At 46.6% G+C, this 17,310-nt stretch carries 10 protein-coding genes; 2 read left to right on the top strand and 8 right to left on the bottom strand.

The features are described from left to right. Positions 1–3: 3 nt before the first annotated feature. The 8 genes from BM200_RS03020 to BM200_RS02985 all read right to left on the bottom strand — a co-directional run bounded on the left by BM200_RS03020 (position 4) and on the right by BM200_RS02985 (position 13,655). Entirely contained in the window at positions 4–1,116 is a 1,113-nt protein-coding gene (locus BM200_RS03020) for an amidohydrolase family protein (protein WP_091181188.1), read from the bottom strand. 133 nt (positions 1,117–1,249) lie between these two features. Beyond that, complete coding sequence (locus tag BM200_RS03015; RefSeq protein WP_245772870.1) at positions 1,250–2,083, bottom strand: AraC family transcriptional regulator; 834 nt, start codon at positions 2,081–2,083, stop codon at positions 1,250–1,252. Positions 2,084–2,089: 6 nt separating this feature from the next. Next, positions 2,090–3,280, bottom strand: coding sequence for a polysaccharide pyruvyl transferase family protein (locus BM200_RS03010; RefSeq protein ID WP_091181185.1), 1,191 nt, complete (start codon positions 3,278–3,280; stop codon positions 2,090–2,092). Positions 3,281–3,341: 61 nt separating this feature from the next. After that, positions 3,342–5,099, bottom strand: a complete 1,758-nt coding sequence (locus BM200_RS03005; RefSeq protein ID WP_091181183.1) for a right-handed parallel beta-helix repeat-containing protein — start codon at positions 5,097–5,099, stop codon at positions 3,342–3,344. A 66-nt stretch (positions 5,100–5,165) separates the two neighbouring features. After that, positions 5,166–9,848, bottom strand: coding sequence for a sugar-binding protein (locus BM200_RS03000; RefSeq protein WP_245772869.1), 4,683 nt, complete (start codon positions 9,846–9,848; stop codon positions 5,166–5,168). Between the two features lie 248 nt (positions 9,849–10,096). Further along, entirely contained in the window at positions 10,097–11,812 is a 1,716-nt protein-coding gene (locus BM200_RS02995) for a type 2 periplasmic-binding domain-containing protein (RefSeq protein WP_091181179.1), read from the bottom strand. A 66-nt stretch (positions 11,813–11,878) separates the two neighbouring features. Continuing rightward, on the bottom strand, positions 11,879–12,757 hold the full coding sequence (locus tag BM200_RS02990; protein WP_091181177.1) for a carbohydrate ABC transporter permease: 879 nt from the start codon (positions 12,755–12,757) through the stop codon (positions 11,879–11,881). A gap of 10 nt (positions 12,758–12,767) precedes the next feature. Beyond that, positions 12,768–13,655, bottom strand: a complete 888-nt coding sequence (locus BM200_RS02985; RefSeq protein ID WP_091181175.1) for an ABC transporter permease — start codon at positions 13,653–13,655, stop codon at positions 12,768–12,770. A 221-nt stretch (positions 13,656–13,876) separates the two neighbouring features. Here BM200_RS02985 and BM200_RS02980 point away from each other — a divergent pair, with 221 nt between their 5' ends. Beyond that, positions 13,877–15,616, top strand: coding sequence for a sensor histidine kinase (locus tag BM200_RS02980; RefSeq protein WP_091181173.1), 1,740 nt, complete (start codon positions 13,877–13,879; stop codon positions 15,614–15,616). Between the two features lie 2 nt (positions 15,617–15,618). After that, positions 15,619–17,274, top strand: a complete 1,656-nt coding sequence (locus tag BM200_RS02975; protein WP_091181170.1) for a response regulator transcription factor — start codon at positions 15,619–15,621, stop codon at positions 17,272–17,274. Positions 17,275–17,310: the final 36 nt, after the last annotated feature.

The raw sequence follows: 17,310 nt of genomic DNA, 5'->3' as shown, positions 1-17,310 counted from the left end.
TTGCTACTCCCCCTTAATGGCAGCCGCTTTAGCATCTGTCACAGCAGCGGACGGGGCTTCATTTAGACCGTACAGCTCGATTGCGTTATCCACCAAAATGCGCTGACGAAGCTCCTTGCGAATTGGCTGAAGCGCCATCTTCGGATTATCAAAGTCCCAGTGCGGATAATCGGATGAGAACATGACGGTTCTGCCGGCATCGACCATATCCAGGATTTGATTCAGCTGTTCGTTGTTGGCCGGCTCTTCAATCGGCTGCGTCGTCAGTCGAATATGATCCTTGATATACTCTGACGGGAGACGTTTCAGCCACGGCACCAGATCTCTTAAGCCTTTGTAGTTCTTATCCATCCGCCACATGAGATGGGGGAGCCAAGCGATACCGCCTTCAATCGCCACGAATTTCAGCAATGGAAACTTCTCAAATACGCCTTCACAAACAAGAGAATTAACATGTGCCATGTAATTGGTTGGCAATATATTATGCCATTCCAAATAAGAAGTCGGATAACCGGATGGCGTAGGCGCGCCTGCAATGCCTCTGCCCTCCGTCCCGGGATGAACCGCCACAGGCAAGCCGTTACGCTCGGCCGCTTCATAGATGGGATGATAGAAGCGTTGGCCAAAGAGCATACGCGACCCGCTGCACATAATAACCTGCACCATGTTTTTGTTGACGGCCATACGGTCGATTTCCTTCGCCGCTGCCTGCGGATCCGCATGATTAATCAGAATCGAACCTTTATATACGGAACTGGCCTTAAGCCATGTCTCAACAAGCCAATCGTTATAGGCACTCGCGATAACATTCCCGTAATCCGGATTCGGATTAAGCGAGATGCCAAGAATACCGGAGCCCGTCAATATGCCGTAATCAATCCCGTATTTGTGAAAATGATGCTCGAGCATATGCTTCGGATCGCTGCCAGGCAAGCCGCCTCCCGGCGGTATGGCATCGGAGCGAAGCACGCCAATCGGCGAATGCCAGCCGCCACCGTACCCCGCTCCAGCTGACTTCCAATATTCATGCCATACTCTTGGCAAGAATGGAAGCAAATCCTCCGTTCTGGCAATCGCATTATGCACGTCAGTGTCAATAATTTTCGGCTTAGTCATGATGACCTCTCCTTTGCCCTGCAAAAAGTGTAATCGCTTTATTAACTTTACTTTACAATGCAGGAACTCTAACGTACATGAAGAAAAGGCATGAGAATCTGGATTATTGTCAGATTCTCATGCCCTTCAAAGCTTATGATTTTCGAAAATCTCTTGGAGACATTCCCGTCTCTTTTTGAAACAATCTGGAGAAATAGAAGGAATCCTCGAACCCGCTTTCCTCCGCAATTTGCTTAATAGGCAAATCCGTATTCCTCAATAGCAGCTTGGACTGATCAATTCTGATTTTGTTTAAGTAACGTATCGGACTAACGCCCGTATGCGCCTTGAATAAGATTGAGAAATAGCCTGGGGACAAGGAAATATTTTCAGCAAGCTGATCACGGGTGAGATTCTCTTTGAATGACTGTTTCATATACTGAATAGCTTTCTGAACGGCAGTTACCGCGCCTGGATGATCTTCCCGGTTTGCTCCTAATCCTTGAATAAGCCGGAGCGCGTTTAACATTTGCAGCTTCACATGCCACTCGTAGCCGTTGTTTTTGTCATGCCATTGCTCGTAAGCTTCCCGAAATACAGACTCAAGCGCCATCTGCTCGGGGCCTGCGTTTCCAAGCTGCAACGGCAATTTCCCCGACGCCTCCCGGCTGAGCATAGTTCCTCCATCCCATTGAACGGTTCGGTATTGAAACAAAAAGGAATAGAAATGGAGGGGGTTAGAGCGGCTTGACGTTAACCGCAAAGGGTGCCCCGGCCAAATTTGAAATAAGTCTCCGGGAGCAAGCGACTTCTCTTCACCGTCAAATGTAAGCACGCCTTCTCCGCTGTACACATAACCAAGCGAATGTACACCCGTCCGTTCCCTTGCAAGTTGGTATTCAAGCTGCTCCCACACCTGTTTGTTTCGAATAGCTACCTCTATAATGCGAGGAGTAAAACCGTTGAAAAATTCATAGTCCATTATCATCTTAGATTAACCCATAGCCCGCTTCAACGTATCCACCATCTCGTGCTGGAGTGCCTGCACATGCTGTTGTGCCTGAGCCGCGGAAAGTTTGGCGGCCTCTCCGTTCATCGCTAACTGGAGAACGGCCGGGATAATTTTCTTTCTGTCCTGCTCCTGATCCAAATCAAACAGCCATTCGTCAAGGCCGATGTCCCGCCACATGAATCCTTTGGAGGTCTGCTCTTTGAATCTGCATACGATAGCCGGGATCCCATTGCCAATGCACATAATCGGCGAATGCATTTCGTTGCCGAATAGCCCAGCCGAACGCACATATACGCTTAATGCCTCGTCAGTCAGCCAATATCGGTCTCTCCAAACGACGTTTGGCTTCACATCCTCCGGAAGCTCATCCCACAGCATTTCTTTTCCGAGCGCCATCTGGGTCATATCCTCCGGACAAATCAGCACTTTATATGGAGTTTTCCTCACAACCTCGATAATGGCCTGCCTCAGCTCAACATGATCATGTTCCTTCATCGCTTGATTATAGGCATGCTTTTCTTCATCAAAGGAAACGTTCTTTACTGTCCAGAACGGCGTATAACGGTACCTTGGGATACAGCAAAGAAATTGACCCTCCTCCAGACCTTTTTCGTTTAAAAAGTCCGTGGCCCGGTCGTCATCTCTTAAATCTGCAGCGAAAGCGCCGTCTGGCCCAAACTTCATAATGGGACAATGAATGCCATCGACTATTGCTTTTGCCAGTGAAACGGAGTCTCTGAAATAGACGAATGCCGCCTCTGACAAGAGCTGCTGCATATCCGGCCAATTCGATTCGTTATAACCGCCATACGTGATACCAAAGACACCATATGGCTTGCCCGTATGCTGCCGGTATGCTTTCACATCCTCATGGCCTACAAGCAATGGACCAGAGCCGTGCAGCAGAAAATCACTTTGTTCCACCGCTTTCTGCAGCTCTGGATTGGATGCACGACCATCTTTGCCTATACGTCCCTGCAGAGCTTGAAGTTCAGGGAAGCGTCTGCGGAGCATGGCGAGAACCTCTTCGTTGAAATCATCCGAAGCCCATAGGATTACCTTCGCCTCAGGCATATAGGTATTCAACAGCTTTAGTACGCCAGGAGTATGCGCAATATCTCCAATATTCACGGTCTGCCAGGATGAACGAAGCAGGATTGTTTGTTTGTTCATAAGTCACCTCAAGTTAAACAATAGTTGTTTATTGCGCTCTTACGAGAATACAATGGTTGCACTAATTCAGCGAAATGTCGTCAATAGCAACCCATCCGCCGGTATAGGCAGGTGCGCTGACCCATACCTTAATCTGTTGGCCTGCATTAGCGTTAACGGTAAAGGTTATCTTATTGTATCCGCCAGCCTGAACCGATTGCTGACCCAAATTCACACCCGCAACATCCGCCCCCAAAACAACATTGCTTGTCACATTCGTATTTATATAAGCAGTTACCGTGTAAACAGCAGTCGTCGGAGCTGTTACGGTCTGAGCCAGCTTTGTTGATGCCGTAGTATTAAAAGCGGCTTTATAGGTTCCAGAATAGGCTCCCGTATTTTGAACGGTAATACCGGCACTATTTTGCTCGGCAGTCCAGCTCCCAATGCCACCCCATTCAAAGCTTGGATTACCTATCAAATTCTGATATTCATAAGCTCCCCGATCTGGAGCAGCTCCCTTTGGCCTTGGCTTATAGATGAAGTCATTGCTCGGAGCAAGCGCAGCGGAACCCGTATCAATCGCTCTGGAACCAATCTTTAAACGGAAGTCTCCGTTAGCCGGATTTTCGAACATAGGGTCGGCCCAGATGTCATTGGCACCGCTGACAACCGGATTGCCGTTCGAGTAAACATTATAATTGTTTGTAAGGTTTGTATTATTATAATTGGTATTAATCTTCTTCCCCGTTCTGGCAACCATGATATTATTGAGAATGTTAACCTGGTTGCTGGAAACCGCAAAAATTTCACCCACGTCCAATAAGGCGCTATTGTTGTAAGAAGTGTTATTGATAATATCAACATTTTGGCTGTAGTAGGCATGAATGCCTGAACTTCTGTTATTGTAGCTTAAATTGTTGGCGATAAGAGTTTTGCCTGCATAAGCCGGATACTGACCGTTTAAATGCGTATTCCGGTTACTATCAATGATGATGCCGTTCCCATCGGAATAGTCCTTCGTTTTCTCCCATTTCACCATCGTTTTGTTATTGTAGGACCGGTTATTGCGGATAACCGTTTTGTAGGCAGTGTTGTTCGTATCTGCATCTACGGAATTTAATATCGAAATCCCGCTTGTCGCATACAACGTATACCAGGAAGTATTGTAGACCGTATTATTTTCTATCGTGATATAATCGGATTTCTCTGCGCTGATTCCTCCTCCAGGCGTATCATGAACGACGTTATTTTTTATTGTGACGTGATGAGGAATGCCAGATGAACCTGGTTTGATATAGATGCCGTTCGTCTGGGTTTTACGCACATAGTTCCAGTCAATGGTTCCTGTTGGTTTATTTGCGATAAAATGGTTATAACGCTCCTCTCCGTCGCTTAAGGCAAGATTGGCATTTTCCCCCTCAATCTCGAAGCCTTCAATGCGAATATAGGAAGCAGATACAACGATATGGTTCCAGGCATCTATCGACTTAAGCTTTGGCGTATGCCCGGGATAGGCCAAAAAGCTGATATACCCCGTTGAATTCCCGGAGCGTGTAACCTGAAATACATATTGATCATTCGTGTTATAATAGGTTCCATTCATAACATACACCGTATCTCCCGGATTGGTTAGATCGGCGGCATATTGGATATTCTTAAACGGGGCTTGTGGAGTTGTTCCATGGTCCGGAGAGTCTACTCCGGTATCAATATCTACATAGTAGATTTGTGGGTCCGCTGCATGCACAGGGACAGCCCCAACAACCATAGAGGCAACCAACGTAAATATGAGAAAAGGAAGTAAAAATAATTGCTTTTGCAAAGTCCGTAATTCCATAACAGAATCCTCCCTTAAGTCTTGCACGCAGTGAACTTCCCGCTGCGCGCAAAACTTTTTAATGTGTTATTTTAGAAGCTGATAGACTCTATAGATCAATACGGCTGCTTCCGCTCGGGATGAATAGCCTTTTGGATTCAGATGGCCTCTATCCCCTTGGACCATTCCCGCTTGCACAAGTGCAGCCATACTGCTCTTGGCATATTCTGATACCAGATTAACATCGGCAAAGCTGTCCAAGCTTTTCTCCTCGGCAGCGACTGGCCATGAATATCCCGCTGCTTGCAAGGCTCTTGCCGTCAGAACCATCATCTCTTGCCTGCTGATCTCCTGCTCCGGACCAAACGAGTTATCCCCCCTCCCGTTGGTAATTCCGAGCTCTTTGGCAATACCTACCTCTTCATAAAAATAATCTGTCGCCTCAACATCAGCGAAATTTGAACTTATCTCTTTCTCTATTCCCAAGGTGCGGATCAATAGGGAGATGAAATCCGCCCTGGTTATCCTTTTGCCTGCGCCAAAGGTAGTATCACTCGTCCCCTTAATAATGCCTTTGGACACCAACACTTCAATTGCTTCCTTCGCCCATCCGAACTGCCCAAGATCCGAGAAGCTCGAGATCTGATAACCTATGGCAAACGTACTGAAATGATTGATGGTGAACGTTACCATTCCGGTGCGCGCATCATATCGGCCGGAAGGGATTTTCACAACTTTACCGTCTCCGTCTATATACCAGATCGCGATATGCTCCGGCTTCTGTAATTCATCCGGTGTTGGTTTATACGGTATGGACACAATGACTGGAGCTTGATTGTTCTTCCATGCTGCCTGTTTGCCGTCCACGAATAGGACCAAATCAATGACAGGCTTGTCGCCAATCTTATTTATTACTTCACTTGGAAGTTTGGAACGGTCAGCGGAGCCAATACTTATTTCAACCTTGGATGCTCCTTCCAGATCTATTCCCTGCAGCATTTCATTGGATAAGAGGATGGTTGCTAATGCCGTCCGCAGCTCCAATTGGTTAGCATCCGGATTTTCCTTAAAGAACGCCGAGGGAATAGATTGCACATAGGTCTGCGCCCCCGCAGCTTCCTTGATGTGCACGGTTACCTTTTTTTGCCCCTCACTATCAGCTGTTACTTTGGTCAGCATTGCCTGAAGCATAGCCTCGGTGAGCTCAGCAGCAGCCTTGTTGCTTGTTAATGTAGGTGTCAGTTCTATTTCCGAACTGTCTGGAACCTGCACCTGCGAGTTAGTACCGCCGTTAGATTCGCCGTTGCCGCTCCCGGTTTCAGGCTCCACCGACGACGGAGCTACCAACGTCACATTTCCAAATAAAGAAGTGGATGCGTTGGAATTCAGTCTCCGGTTACTCCACATCGTTGCATTATCCCGGATTCCGTCATAATTGCTGTCATCACTGGCGCCAAAATCAAATCCGATGACAGTGCCGACGGATGGGGTTATCGTTCGCAGGGGAAGCGCTGCTTCAATGATATAGCCGCCTTCGACAACCTTGGCCGCCGAAGTAAAGCTATCGGCCGTAGCGTTCTTGCCCGCGCTTCTGAGATTCTGGTAGTTTACACGATAATGACTGTCATCTGCTTGATAAGTCAATGTTTTCGCGTTGTTTTCATCAACGAAAAATTCCATGGAATCATGCTCCCACAGGTTTCCGCCTGTGGCATTCAGGTTGTCATCCTCCACTTCCGCTAATACATATAACTGATCTTCATCCCACAGCAAACGTACCGTTGCTAATGGATAGCCTTTCGTTGGATCACTTAGATAAAGCGCCTGATTGCCCTGTGTGGTAGCCCAAATCTCATCGATTGCCCCATCAATGACAGGCGTACCTTTTGCTGCTGTTCCTGCTTTAGGCACTTCCGGAGTAGGTTCCGTAATTTGCACAGCATCATCTTCAAGGAAAGAAGCATTATTCCACTCGGTTTCGTAGGCACCAATATCAACTCTCGTATGAGTACCTGCCCCTGCATATGGACGAGGTTTTCCTTCTAAATCCTCATTCGGCGCCATCGTTCGGGTACCCGTATCAATAGCCGGGGAATCCTGCTGCAGATGAAAATCATAGTTTTCTTCCGTTACGGACACAAATTTGGGATCTGCAACCTTGTCGTTTTTCCCGAGAAAACGGGTTAAACCGCCATATATATTGTTTGCAAACAGATTATTCCAGCCCGCGCTTCCATTGGCATACTCTCCTTCTTCGTCCCGTGCAATCGAAATATTATTCAAGAAAATCGCATTATCGCCGGACTGCACATCCATATTGGGATATTTCAAGTGAGGACTTCTGCTGTTGTGATAAACCGTGTTGTTAATAACGTGAACATTGTTGCTGCGATAAATATGAATGCCGCCGCCGCCGTTGTTATAGACAATATTGTTTATGACTAGCTTTTTCCCTTTGTAGGCTTCATCCACATCGAAAATAATGCCGTTCCCGTCCGAATAACCCTTCGTTTTTTCCCATTTCACCTTCGTTTCGTTGTCATGCACGACGTTATTGCGGATGATAATTTTATAATCTGTTGTATTATTATCGTAATCCTTATCATTCATAAAGCTGATACCGCTGGTTGCATAAAAGGAGTACCAGCTGTTCGAATGAATATCGTTATGCTCAATCGTGATGTAATCGCCACCGCCGCCTACGCCACCGCCAGCCATATGATGGACATGACTATTCCTTACGATAAGGTGATGGCCATTCAGATTGATTCCATTGGTGTTCGTCTTGGCGTACGTTGACCAGTCAGAGCCTCCGGTAGTAACACTCTCGTAATTAGCTTCACCTTCAGCTAGTGTCAGATTCCGATTATTTCCTTCAATCTCCAGCCCATCCAGAATAATATAATTAGCCGAGACATCAACCATGTCCCATACCCCTTTAATCCCTGGAGGGAGAAGAAGCTTCGGCTTATTATTCATGTCGTATGCTTTATAAGTGATATAGTGCGCTTCACCGATCTTCACATCTCTTGCGCCGGAACGATTAATGGACACAAAATTATTCGCGTCGTTTACAGGGGAATAGGTTCCCGGCATGAGGTTCACTGTGTCCCCCGGATTCGTAACACTTATGGCTTTCGTTATGGACTTAAAAGCAGTCGCCGTGCTTAATCCATTATTGGTATCCGATCCGCCAGGGCTGACAAAATATTGAACAGGCTCACCAATATATGGCTGTTCGTCAAAGATCACTCCAGGGTCCGGGTTCGTATTCGGAGCCGTGCCAGCTTGATTAGAGCCAGAAAGCTGGACATCATCAACCAACATTTTGGTTTCCTGTCTCGCACCGTCTTTGACTTCCATCATGAAGCCTTTAAGCCCGCCTAAGTAAGTATCGTTTTGCAAAGGCTCACTGTTCACCATTCGCGTATCATTCAGGAACATATCGTAGCTTTTCGTATCCAAATGAACAGTCAGCTTGATATTGTACCAGGTATCCTTGCTCCAGCTGCCTCTTGCCGCCATTGCCCCTGTCTCTGTTGCGTTCGAGCGGGCATAAATATGGTTATCCATACCAAACGCAAAGATCGGGCTTTCCATGCCGGAAGCACTTATGAGTTTAAAGATGTAATTTGCTTGCTCATCCTTCAGTAAAAAACGGGATTCCAGCGTATAGCTCTTCATCGGAACCGGCGCTAGCCAGCTGGCATGAAAAGGAAAGCCTATAACCCCTGGTTTGAACGAAGGCGTTGTTACCTCTGCAGCACGCGATCCCTCGTTGTCGATCATTTTGACCGTGCTGGCGGAGCTGCTTTTTAGTGCACTGCCGCTAATCAGAGCTGAGTTCAAAGTCGCCCCCGTTTCTGTACCGGCGATGACAGGATCCACGTCTGATGTCTCAAAATTCGTATTACGGAATGTCTGGTCTCCCAGATCGGGTATTTCTTCGTTAACGAGCTCAAATCTGTCGATGACCGGCGTCGCATTCGTCCCGATCCGCTCAATCTTTAAGGTGTTTGCACCTGCGTTCAAGCGGATTCCTTTGAGTTCTTCGAATTGCCAGTTCGCCCAAGAGCCTGTTGACACACCTTTGGCATCTTGAATCCTCTCTCCATTCACGGTTACAGCATAAGGCCGCGCCGTATTGCCCAGACTGTATCTTACTTTCATCGTGTACGTCCCAGTTTGGGGAACATCAACGTTATTGTATAACATGTATCCGTTAACGCCGGAAGCAATGCTGACGTAACCGGTTCCGGAGAATCCTGGAGCGGTGCCGGAGTTGGCCGCAATCGTGACGCCGGAATGAGCAGCACCTCCTCCATTCTCAGCTTCAAAAATCGTTGCAAACGGGATCACTTCAATAGAATGAATCTGAGGACCGCTATCGCTTTCCGCAGAAAGCTTAATAATGTTCGGGCCTTGATTCAACAACACAATCGCCGTAAGCGTATCTCCGTCAGGAGATCCCTCTTGGCCCGTTGGACTCCCCGTAAAAACGGCATACTTCTGTCCGTTTACGCTCAAGCTGAAAGGTCTGGGCTCAGACTCCGCATTGCTGTAATGGATATGAATCATATAATTGCCCGGCACAGCAGCTTGGACATTCGACCAGGTCAGACCGGAGCCATTCTCCATATCTCCCGATGCAGACTCAGCGTCATACACGAATCCCTCGGCTGCATATGCCCGCTTGCCCGAAAGGCCGGGAGTTAATACAGCACTTATTACAAGCGTAAACATCAATAGCCATAATCCGATTTTCCTCATTATACTCATCCTCTCTTAGAATCCATTTTCGAGTTAATTAAGCGCTTTCACTCTTTGGCTTAAGATAGGACTCAGAGTTTGACCTAACACCATGGTCCCAAGGTGAAACGGTTGGCGCCGTCCTCTGGCGGCGGAGCGCGTTTCATTCCGGAGAATTCTAAGCGTTATTTATTTCGTGAAACTTATAAATGCTTAGAATTTAATAAAGCCAGCTATGGCATACGCTGCAGCTGGCTTTATTTTATTACTTATTTAACATTAACAGCTTCGTACCAGGCATTTACTTCTTCCGTAATTTTATCTCCGCCCATCGACTTCCAGTTTTTCACGAATGTATCAAACTCGTCGATTGGAGCTTTGCCATAAATAATTTTGAGGAACGTTTCACTTTCCATTTTGCTAAGCGCTTCACCTTTGGACTTCATTGTCTCGGTTTGTGGCCCAAGGAACAAATTGGCAAGTGATGCTTCCTTCTGATCGGTAACTAGCTTTGCTCCCAGCCAATCATTTACCGTCTTTGGATCTTGCTTTTCGTTATCCGGGATTAAGTCATACAAGCTTTGCTCGTACGGAGTAGAAGGCTTCTCTCCGTTATAGAATTTCATTTGAGCGTCCAGCTCAAGCTGCGGGTCAATTAGCGGTTGACCGGTTAAGAAGTATTTGCTCGGATTAACCGCGATCTTGTCCGGGAAGTCGGCTTCTAATTTGGAAACCTTGCCATCCTTCATGACATAGTCGTAGCCTTCCTTCCAGCCCTTCTCAAGTTCGCTTCCAGCTGCCGGATTACCAATCTCAACTAATTTATTAAGGTAGAGGAACAATGCTTCTACATGCTTGTAATCTTTGCTGACCATTAACGCACCATTCGGAACTGCCGTAAAATGACGGCCTGCTTTGCCGGATGGACCTGCTGGAATTTCGAATGGCGACACCGTCGCATTCGGATCATTTTTCTGAACATAATTACGTACAACGGTTGATGTAAAGACTGGACCTGCTGTAATTCCCGCTTGACCTGTACGGAAAGTTTCATCGCTTTTTCCAACATCAATGAGTCCTACGTCCGGAGAAATATATCCTTTCTTGAACCAGTCTGCCATTAAGGCAAGCGCATCCTTCATTTCCGGCTGAATGGATCCATATTCGATCTGATCACCATGCCATTTGTTCCAATAAGTTGGAATTACCCCGAATCCGCCGAAGATCCAGCTTGCATCACCGCGCCAGGAAACCGGACCGTCCCAGAGGCTGCCTCCGTTGCCCTTCAGACTAATGGCCAGAGGCGGATTGTTTTTCCCTTTGCCAAGATCCGTATTGACCATCGCATCCATGACTTTCGCAAGGTCATCGAAGGTTTTTGGCGCCTGCAGGTTCAGCTTCTTCAAATAATCGGTACGGATCCACAGAAGCGGATCATTCTGCTGTGCTCTGGCCAATACAGGAATGCCATACTTCTTCCCGTCTTTAACGACTTGGGCCCAGTAGCTTTCATCAATGTCGTACATTTTTTTCAACTCAGGTGAAGCATACTTCTCGAAAGCCTCTGAAATATCCATCATTTTACCTGAATCGATCAGGTCGGCCATCAATTGCGGATCGGCAATAGACATCACATCCGGCAATGGATCATTCGCAGCCATGTCAAGGCGAATTTTGTTCGAACATTGATCAGCAGCAGTCACATATTTGTACTTGATGTCAATGTTCAGATTTTCCTTCATATATTGCGTATGAAGGTTATTCTCGAGGGATTCGCCCTCTTTGAATTTGTAGGAAGAGTTGATACAGCCGATGGTTGTCAGTGTTACGGGCGAATCAAATTTCCCCTTGGCAAATCCATTGTCGCCAGCCTCAGATGAAGAATTTTCCGAGTTGCTTCCTCCATTGGAGCAAGCCGCCAGCGTACTGAATGCAACCGTGGTGATGAGCAGGATAGCGGTTGCTTTTGAAAGCTTCTTTCGCATTGTAATACCCCTCTCTTTTTGTCAAATTATGAATGCTATATGAAAAGAAAGCGTGAAACCATAGTATCAGCCTTTTACGGCGCCTACAACGATACCTTTAACGAAGAAGCGTTGCAGGAAAGGATACACAAGCAGGATAGGCAAGGCCCCGATGAAAATTTTAGCTGCACGGAGCGAACGTTCTGTCAAATTTGCGATTTCCGATTCAGAAACGGACTTCTGGCTTAAATCCGGAGCTGAAATCATCGTTTGCAGCAAGGTGCTCAGCGGCCAGTTCTCTTTGTGCATATAGATAAGCCCGTCAAACCAGGCATTCCAGCTGCCTACCGTCACAAATAACGCGATTGTAGCAATGGAGGGCAGGGAAACCGGAATATAGATCCTGAACAGTGTAGTCAAATGACCGGCTCCGTCGATCAAGCTAGCTTCTTCCAGCTCTTTGGGAATCGTTCGAAAGAAGTTGAGCATCAGAATCATGTTGTAAATACTAAGCGCACCGGGTAAGACTAAGGCCCAGATCGAATCCATCAAATGAAGCTTTTGAATCAAAATATAGTTGGGTATAAGGCCGCCATTAAACAGCATCGTGAAAACAAAGTACCAGGCGATCAGCTTCCCGCCCTTTAAGCCGCCGCCGTCCATTTTGGACAGCGGGTATGCGGTCAAGATCGTTACGAGCATACCGAGGCTTACACCGAGCACGACTCTGAACACAGAATTCGTCAAAGCTTCGAGAAACGCGCCGTCTGCGAATGTCCGGCTGTAAGAATCCAGGTTAAATCCAATTGGCCATAAGGACACCTGATTGGTCTCAACTGCAAGCCCGCTGCTGAAGGACAAAGCCAATACGTGAATGAGCGGAATCAAGCAAAGGATGGAAACCAGAGAAAGAATGACAATATTAATAGCATAGAATAGCCGGTAAGGCCGCGATTTATAATACATAGTCTGCCTCCTAGAAGATGCGGTAATTCGCGAATCGGGATGCTAGCTGATAGGCCGCGATGATCATGATGAAACCTATTAAAGATTTGAATAATCCTATAGCGGTTGCGAGGCCGAATTGACTGCTGAGAAGGCCTACCCGGTAAACGAAAGTATCGATTATATCGCCTTTCTCATACACTAGCGGATTGTAGAGATTAAAGATTTGGTCAAAACCGGCGTTAAGTACATTCCCCATTGCCAATGTGGCTACCACGATCACGATAGGCACAAGAGCCGGCAGCGTTACATGCCAGGTCATCTTCCAGCGCCCTGCTCCGTCCACTTCGGCTGCTTCATACAGCGACGGATCAATGCCGGCAAGCGCAGCCAGGAAGACGATGGTGGCGAAGCCGAATTCCTTCCATGAGTCCGTGGCGATGACAACAAATCGGAACCAGTTGCCGTCAGCCATAAAGAGAATCGGATCAATTCCAAATGTCGGCAGGATGACAGTGTTCACAATGCCTTTTGACGATAAGATATCAATGACGATCCCGCCCAGGATAACCCAGGATAAAAAGTGCGGCAGGTACACCAGGGTTTGAATCGTCTTCTTGAACCGAGCTTGTCTCACCTCATTGAGGAGCAAAGCAAACACGACAGGAACTACCAAGTTCACTATAATTTTGACACATGCTATAAATAAGGTGTTCCAGATTACCTGCAGACTGTCTTCCCGTTCAAAGACGGTTTGGAAGTTTTCCCAACCTACCCATTCAGAACCCGTAATTCCCAACCAAGGCTTGAAATTCTGAAAGGATATAACCAGTCCAATCATCGGCAAGTAGTGAAAAATGAAAGTTAATAGGATGCCAGGCAGCAACATCGCATACAATATGCCTTTTCTTCCGAGCATTGTTTTCGCTCCTTTATGTCGTATCGTCTGTCTACGTTTAAATCTTATCATCCTCATTTTCCGGCTGATAGAAGACGAATTTAAGATTCGATATGTTTTCTTAATCACTTTGCATCATTCGTTCCCGCCTGCATGCCTTGCTCTTCCATCTGCACAAGTTTCCCGATATGATAAGCCTATGTCGAATGAACCAATCATTTAATTGTACTCGGGAGGTATCCATGCCACTTCGATTCAGCACCTTTGCCAAGTTTAACTTTATTCTGATCGGTATACTCCTGCCGCTGCTTGCCCTCAACTTTTACACGAATCAAACAAGCAATACGGTCGTTCGGAAGGAGATTCTAAAATCAAGCTCCTCTAATATGCAGCTATTAACCAATCAAATGGATACAATGGTTGATCAGCTGTCCACGTTTGCTCTTATTATGGAACGGGATAGCGCCGTAAGGTCTTACCTTAATTATGAAGAGGTTCATTTTCCTTACGACAAGTTTTTAATCGTATCGAATATACAGGAGAAGCTGAAGCTCAACAGCTCTTCGATGGCATGGGATAATCAAATTGCCGTTTATTCTCCCAGTGCCAAGGAGGCTATTTCCAATACGGGAAATATCGCCTATAATGAATCCTTTCTTCAAAAACATCTGAGTACGGAATGGACCTATACGTCCCCGGATTACCGGTACGGGAGCTCGCCTTATTTTTTAAGATATTTCGTAGAGCCTAATTTAATGGAGAATAAGGCTGTATCCTCCTACCGCTTGTTGACCGAGATTTCTTTCCCGACGCAAAACATTATCAAAATGCTGGACACCTTTAAAAGTAATGGCAGTATTCATGACCCGTTTCTATTTAAGCCGGGAATTGCCCCCATTATGAACAGTTATTCGGAAAAGCCGCAAATCGCTATTCTGCTGAGACATTTGAATGAATCCAAATTGAAAGAGTCAGGCAACGAAACCGTTCAAATGAATGGAAAAAAATATATTGTTACCTATCAGTTATCCCATTCTCTCAATTGGTATTTGGTGGATTTTCTGCCCTTAAATGATGTATTGGCGCCGATCTCCCGATCCAGCAAAATTTTTATGGTTTCATTGGCCATCTTGATCGGACTAGCCTTAACGTTGTCCTTCCTCATTTACCGCAATGTGCAAAAACCGATCCTGAAGCTAGTCTCCAGCGTTCGTTCCATCACGCGAGGTGATTATAATGTACAAATTACTTACACGCCTAAAAATGAATTCCAGTTCCTGATCAACCAGTTCAACACGATGGCTCACCAGATTAAGGAGTTAATTGAAACGGTCTATGAATCACGAATCCGTCTGCAGGAAGCTACGCTCAAGCATCTGCAATCGCAGATTGATCCGCATTTTCTGTACAACAGCCTGAACTTTATTCAATACAGCGCAAAGATGGGCAACGAAGCTGCGGTCATCTCCATGACGCTGAATCTTGGCGCCTATTACCGCTATGCAACTCGTCTGGAGAATCCTACGTCCACCCTTCAAGAAGAGCTGGAACTTATCCGCAATTACCTGGAGATCCATAAGCTGCGCATGCACAAAATGAACTATGAGATCGATTGTTCCGACAATATGCGAGCACTTGAAGTACCGCGGCTCATCCTGCAGCCTTTGGTTGAGAACGCCATCATACATGGGCTAGCTCCCCTGTCACAAGCAGGCTGGATTCGGGTGAACGGCTGCCAGGAAGACGGATTCTACCGGTTGTCTGTAGAAGATAATGGGGTTGGGCTTGCCCTGGACAAACGTGCTGCTCTCCTGCATCGCATTATGAAAGCAAGCAATGAAGACAACTTATGCGGGCTGTGGAATGTTGCACAGCGTCTGCTCCTTCACTACGGCCCGGATGCACGTATAGAAATGGAAGAAGCCGCGTTGGGCGGCTTGAAAATATCGCTTATATGGCCAATTAAAAATATGGAGGGCTAGTTATGTATCAATTACTCATTGTTGATGACGAGCATCTGGTTGTCGATTCTCTGGCTGAGACTATTAATTGGGAAGAGATCGGAATCGAGCAGGTCTACCGGGCATATTCGGGCAAGGAAGCTCTTCAAGTCATCAATACGCATGTTATAGACATCGTCATTACCGATATTCGCATGCCCGAGCTGAGCGGGCTCGAATTGATCGAAACGATTCGGGAAGCCAATTCCCGGCTGAAATGCATCGTCCATTCCGGATATGCGGATTTTAATTATGCCAAGCAAGCGATGTCCTCACAGGTCACGGAATATTTAATTAAACCGGCAAGCGACGAAGAGATCATACAGGCCGTTGCTCGAATGAAAGATCTGTTGACCGCGGAGTGGGCAGAGCTTTTGACCCAGAAAAAAGTATTTGCTGCCTTGAAAGAACAAGCCCCTCTTCTACGGGCGAACCTGCTTAACGATCTGATCAAGGGCAAGCGCTTTGGCAGCGAAGAGCTTCAGTCCAAGCTGGAGATGCTGCATATTCCTATGCAAGGGGAAGACTCCATTGCCATAGCAGTCCTTCGGCTGGAAGACGGTTTCTCCAAGTTTGATTCCAGCAGTCTGGCCCTTTTCGAATATGCCATCTTTAACATTGCGGAAGAAACCTTCGGCGCACATTTTGATCTCGTAGCAGGAAAAGATTCGTATGACTACCTGGTGCTTCTCATCAAAATGAAAGCAAGCAAGGCCGAGAAATTAGCTGCTTATCCTGATCCGGAAGCGCAGTTATCCCGACTATTGGAACAAACGATGCTGAAGCTGCAGGAAAACGTACGGACTTTTCTTAAAGGAAAAATCTCCGTTGTCATAAGCTCATGGGGGATATTGGCCACAGACGTATCGGGCCTGTATCAAGCCTGCGTGACAACGATTCGCCGAAGCGTCGGCAATGATCAAGATATGTTCATGACCACAGGAGATAACCTGACTACGGGTACCGCTATGCGATCCATCAATAGTTTATACGAGACTCCAACCATGATGCAGATCCTGGATATGGGACAAAGAGATATGACCCTGTCCAAGCTTGAAGCCATTACAAGCGAGATGGAGTCTAACGGCCTGGATTCCCATGAACAGCTGACGGAAGTATTTTTCCAACTCGGCGCTGCTTTTGCTTATGCCGCTCACAAAAACGGCAAGTTGCTTGAAGAGCTTCTGGGTGCTGCTTATGAGCCCTTCGTTTCCCATAAGCCATTTCTAAGTGTAAAGCAGTTAAAGGAATGGGCACTTCAGGTTGTGGGGCTGTTCTATGAGGACATGAATCAATCGATGGCAACAGCCAAAAACAGCTCAATTCAGCAGATCCAGCGCTACATTAATGCCAACCTTGCAGAGGATGTAACGCTTCAGAAGATTGCCGATCATATCCACATGCATCCGGTTTACTTGTCCAAAATTTTCAAAACCGAAACAGGTGAGAACATCAGCGAATACATTATCCGCCTCAAGATGGAGAAAGCAGCTTATTTACTCAAACAGACGGACGATCGCATTTATCAGATCTGCAGCAAAATCGGCTATCAGAACCCGCCCTATTTCATCAAGCTGTTCAAGAAATTTTTCGGAATGACACCGCAGGAGTACCGGGATGCATCGGGCAGCATAACCTAATTAAGGATACAGTCATAACAAACAGCCGCAGGAGTT

This window comes from Paenibacillus catalpae (assembly GCF_900112695.1).
Taxonomy (GTDB): Bacteria; Bacillota; Bacilli; order Paenibacillales; family Paenibacillaceae; genus Pristimantibacillus; species Pristimantibacillus catalpae.
Note: the sequence above shows the minus strand (reverse complement) of the source record. Positions and strands in the feature narration are given on the sequence as shown.

Bases quoted from the DNA above. Each gene is read 5' to 3' on its own strand.
- BM200_RS02995 (WP_091181179.1), bottom strand. From the start codon at position 11,812: ATGCGAAAGAAGCTTTCAAAAGCAACCGCTATCCTGCTCATCACCACG.
- BM200_RS03010 (WP_091181185.1), bottom strand. From the start codon at position 3,280: ATGAACAAACAAACAATCCTGCTTCGTTCATCCTGGCAGACCGTGAAT.
- BM200_RS03015 (WP_245772870.1), bottom strand. From the start codon at position 2,083: ATGATAATGGACTATGAATTTTTCAACGGTTTTACTCCTCGCATTATA.
- BM200_RS02985 (WP_091181175.1), bottom strand. From the start codon at position 13,655: ATGCTCGGAAGAAAAGGCATATTGTATGCGATGTTGCTGCCTGGCATC.
- BM200_RS02980 (WP_091181173.1), top strand. From the start codon at position 13,877: ATGCCACTTCGATTCAGCACCTTTGCCAAGTTTAACTTTATTCTGATC.
- BM200_RS03005 (WP_091181183.1), bottom strand. From the start codon at position 5,099: ATGGAATTACGGACTTTGCAAAAGCAATTATTTTTACTTCCTTTTCTC.
- BM200_RS02990 (WP_091181177.1), bottom strand. From the start codon at position 12,757: ATGTATTATAAATCGCGGCCTTACCGGCTATTCTATGCTATTAATATT.
- BM200_RS03000 (WP_245772869.1), bottom strand. From the start codon at position 9,848: ATGAGGAAAATCGGATTATGGCTATTGATGTTTACGCTTGTAATAAGT.
- BM200_RS03020 (WP_091181188.1), bottom strand. From the start codon at position 1,116: ATGACTAAGCCGAAAATTATTGACACTGACGTGCATAATGCGATTGCC.
- BM200_RS02975 (WP_091181170.1), top strand. From the start codon at position 15,619: ATGTATCAATTACTCATTGTTGATGACGAGCATCTGGTTGTCGATTCT.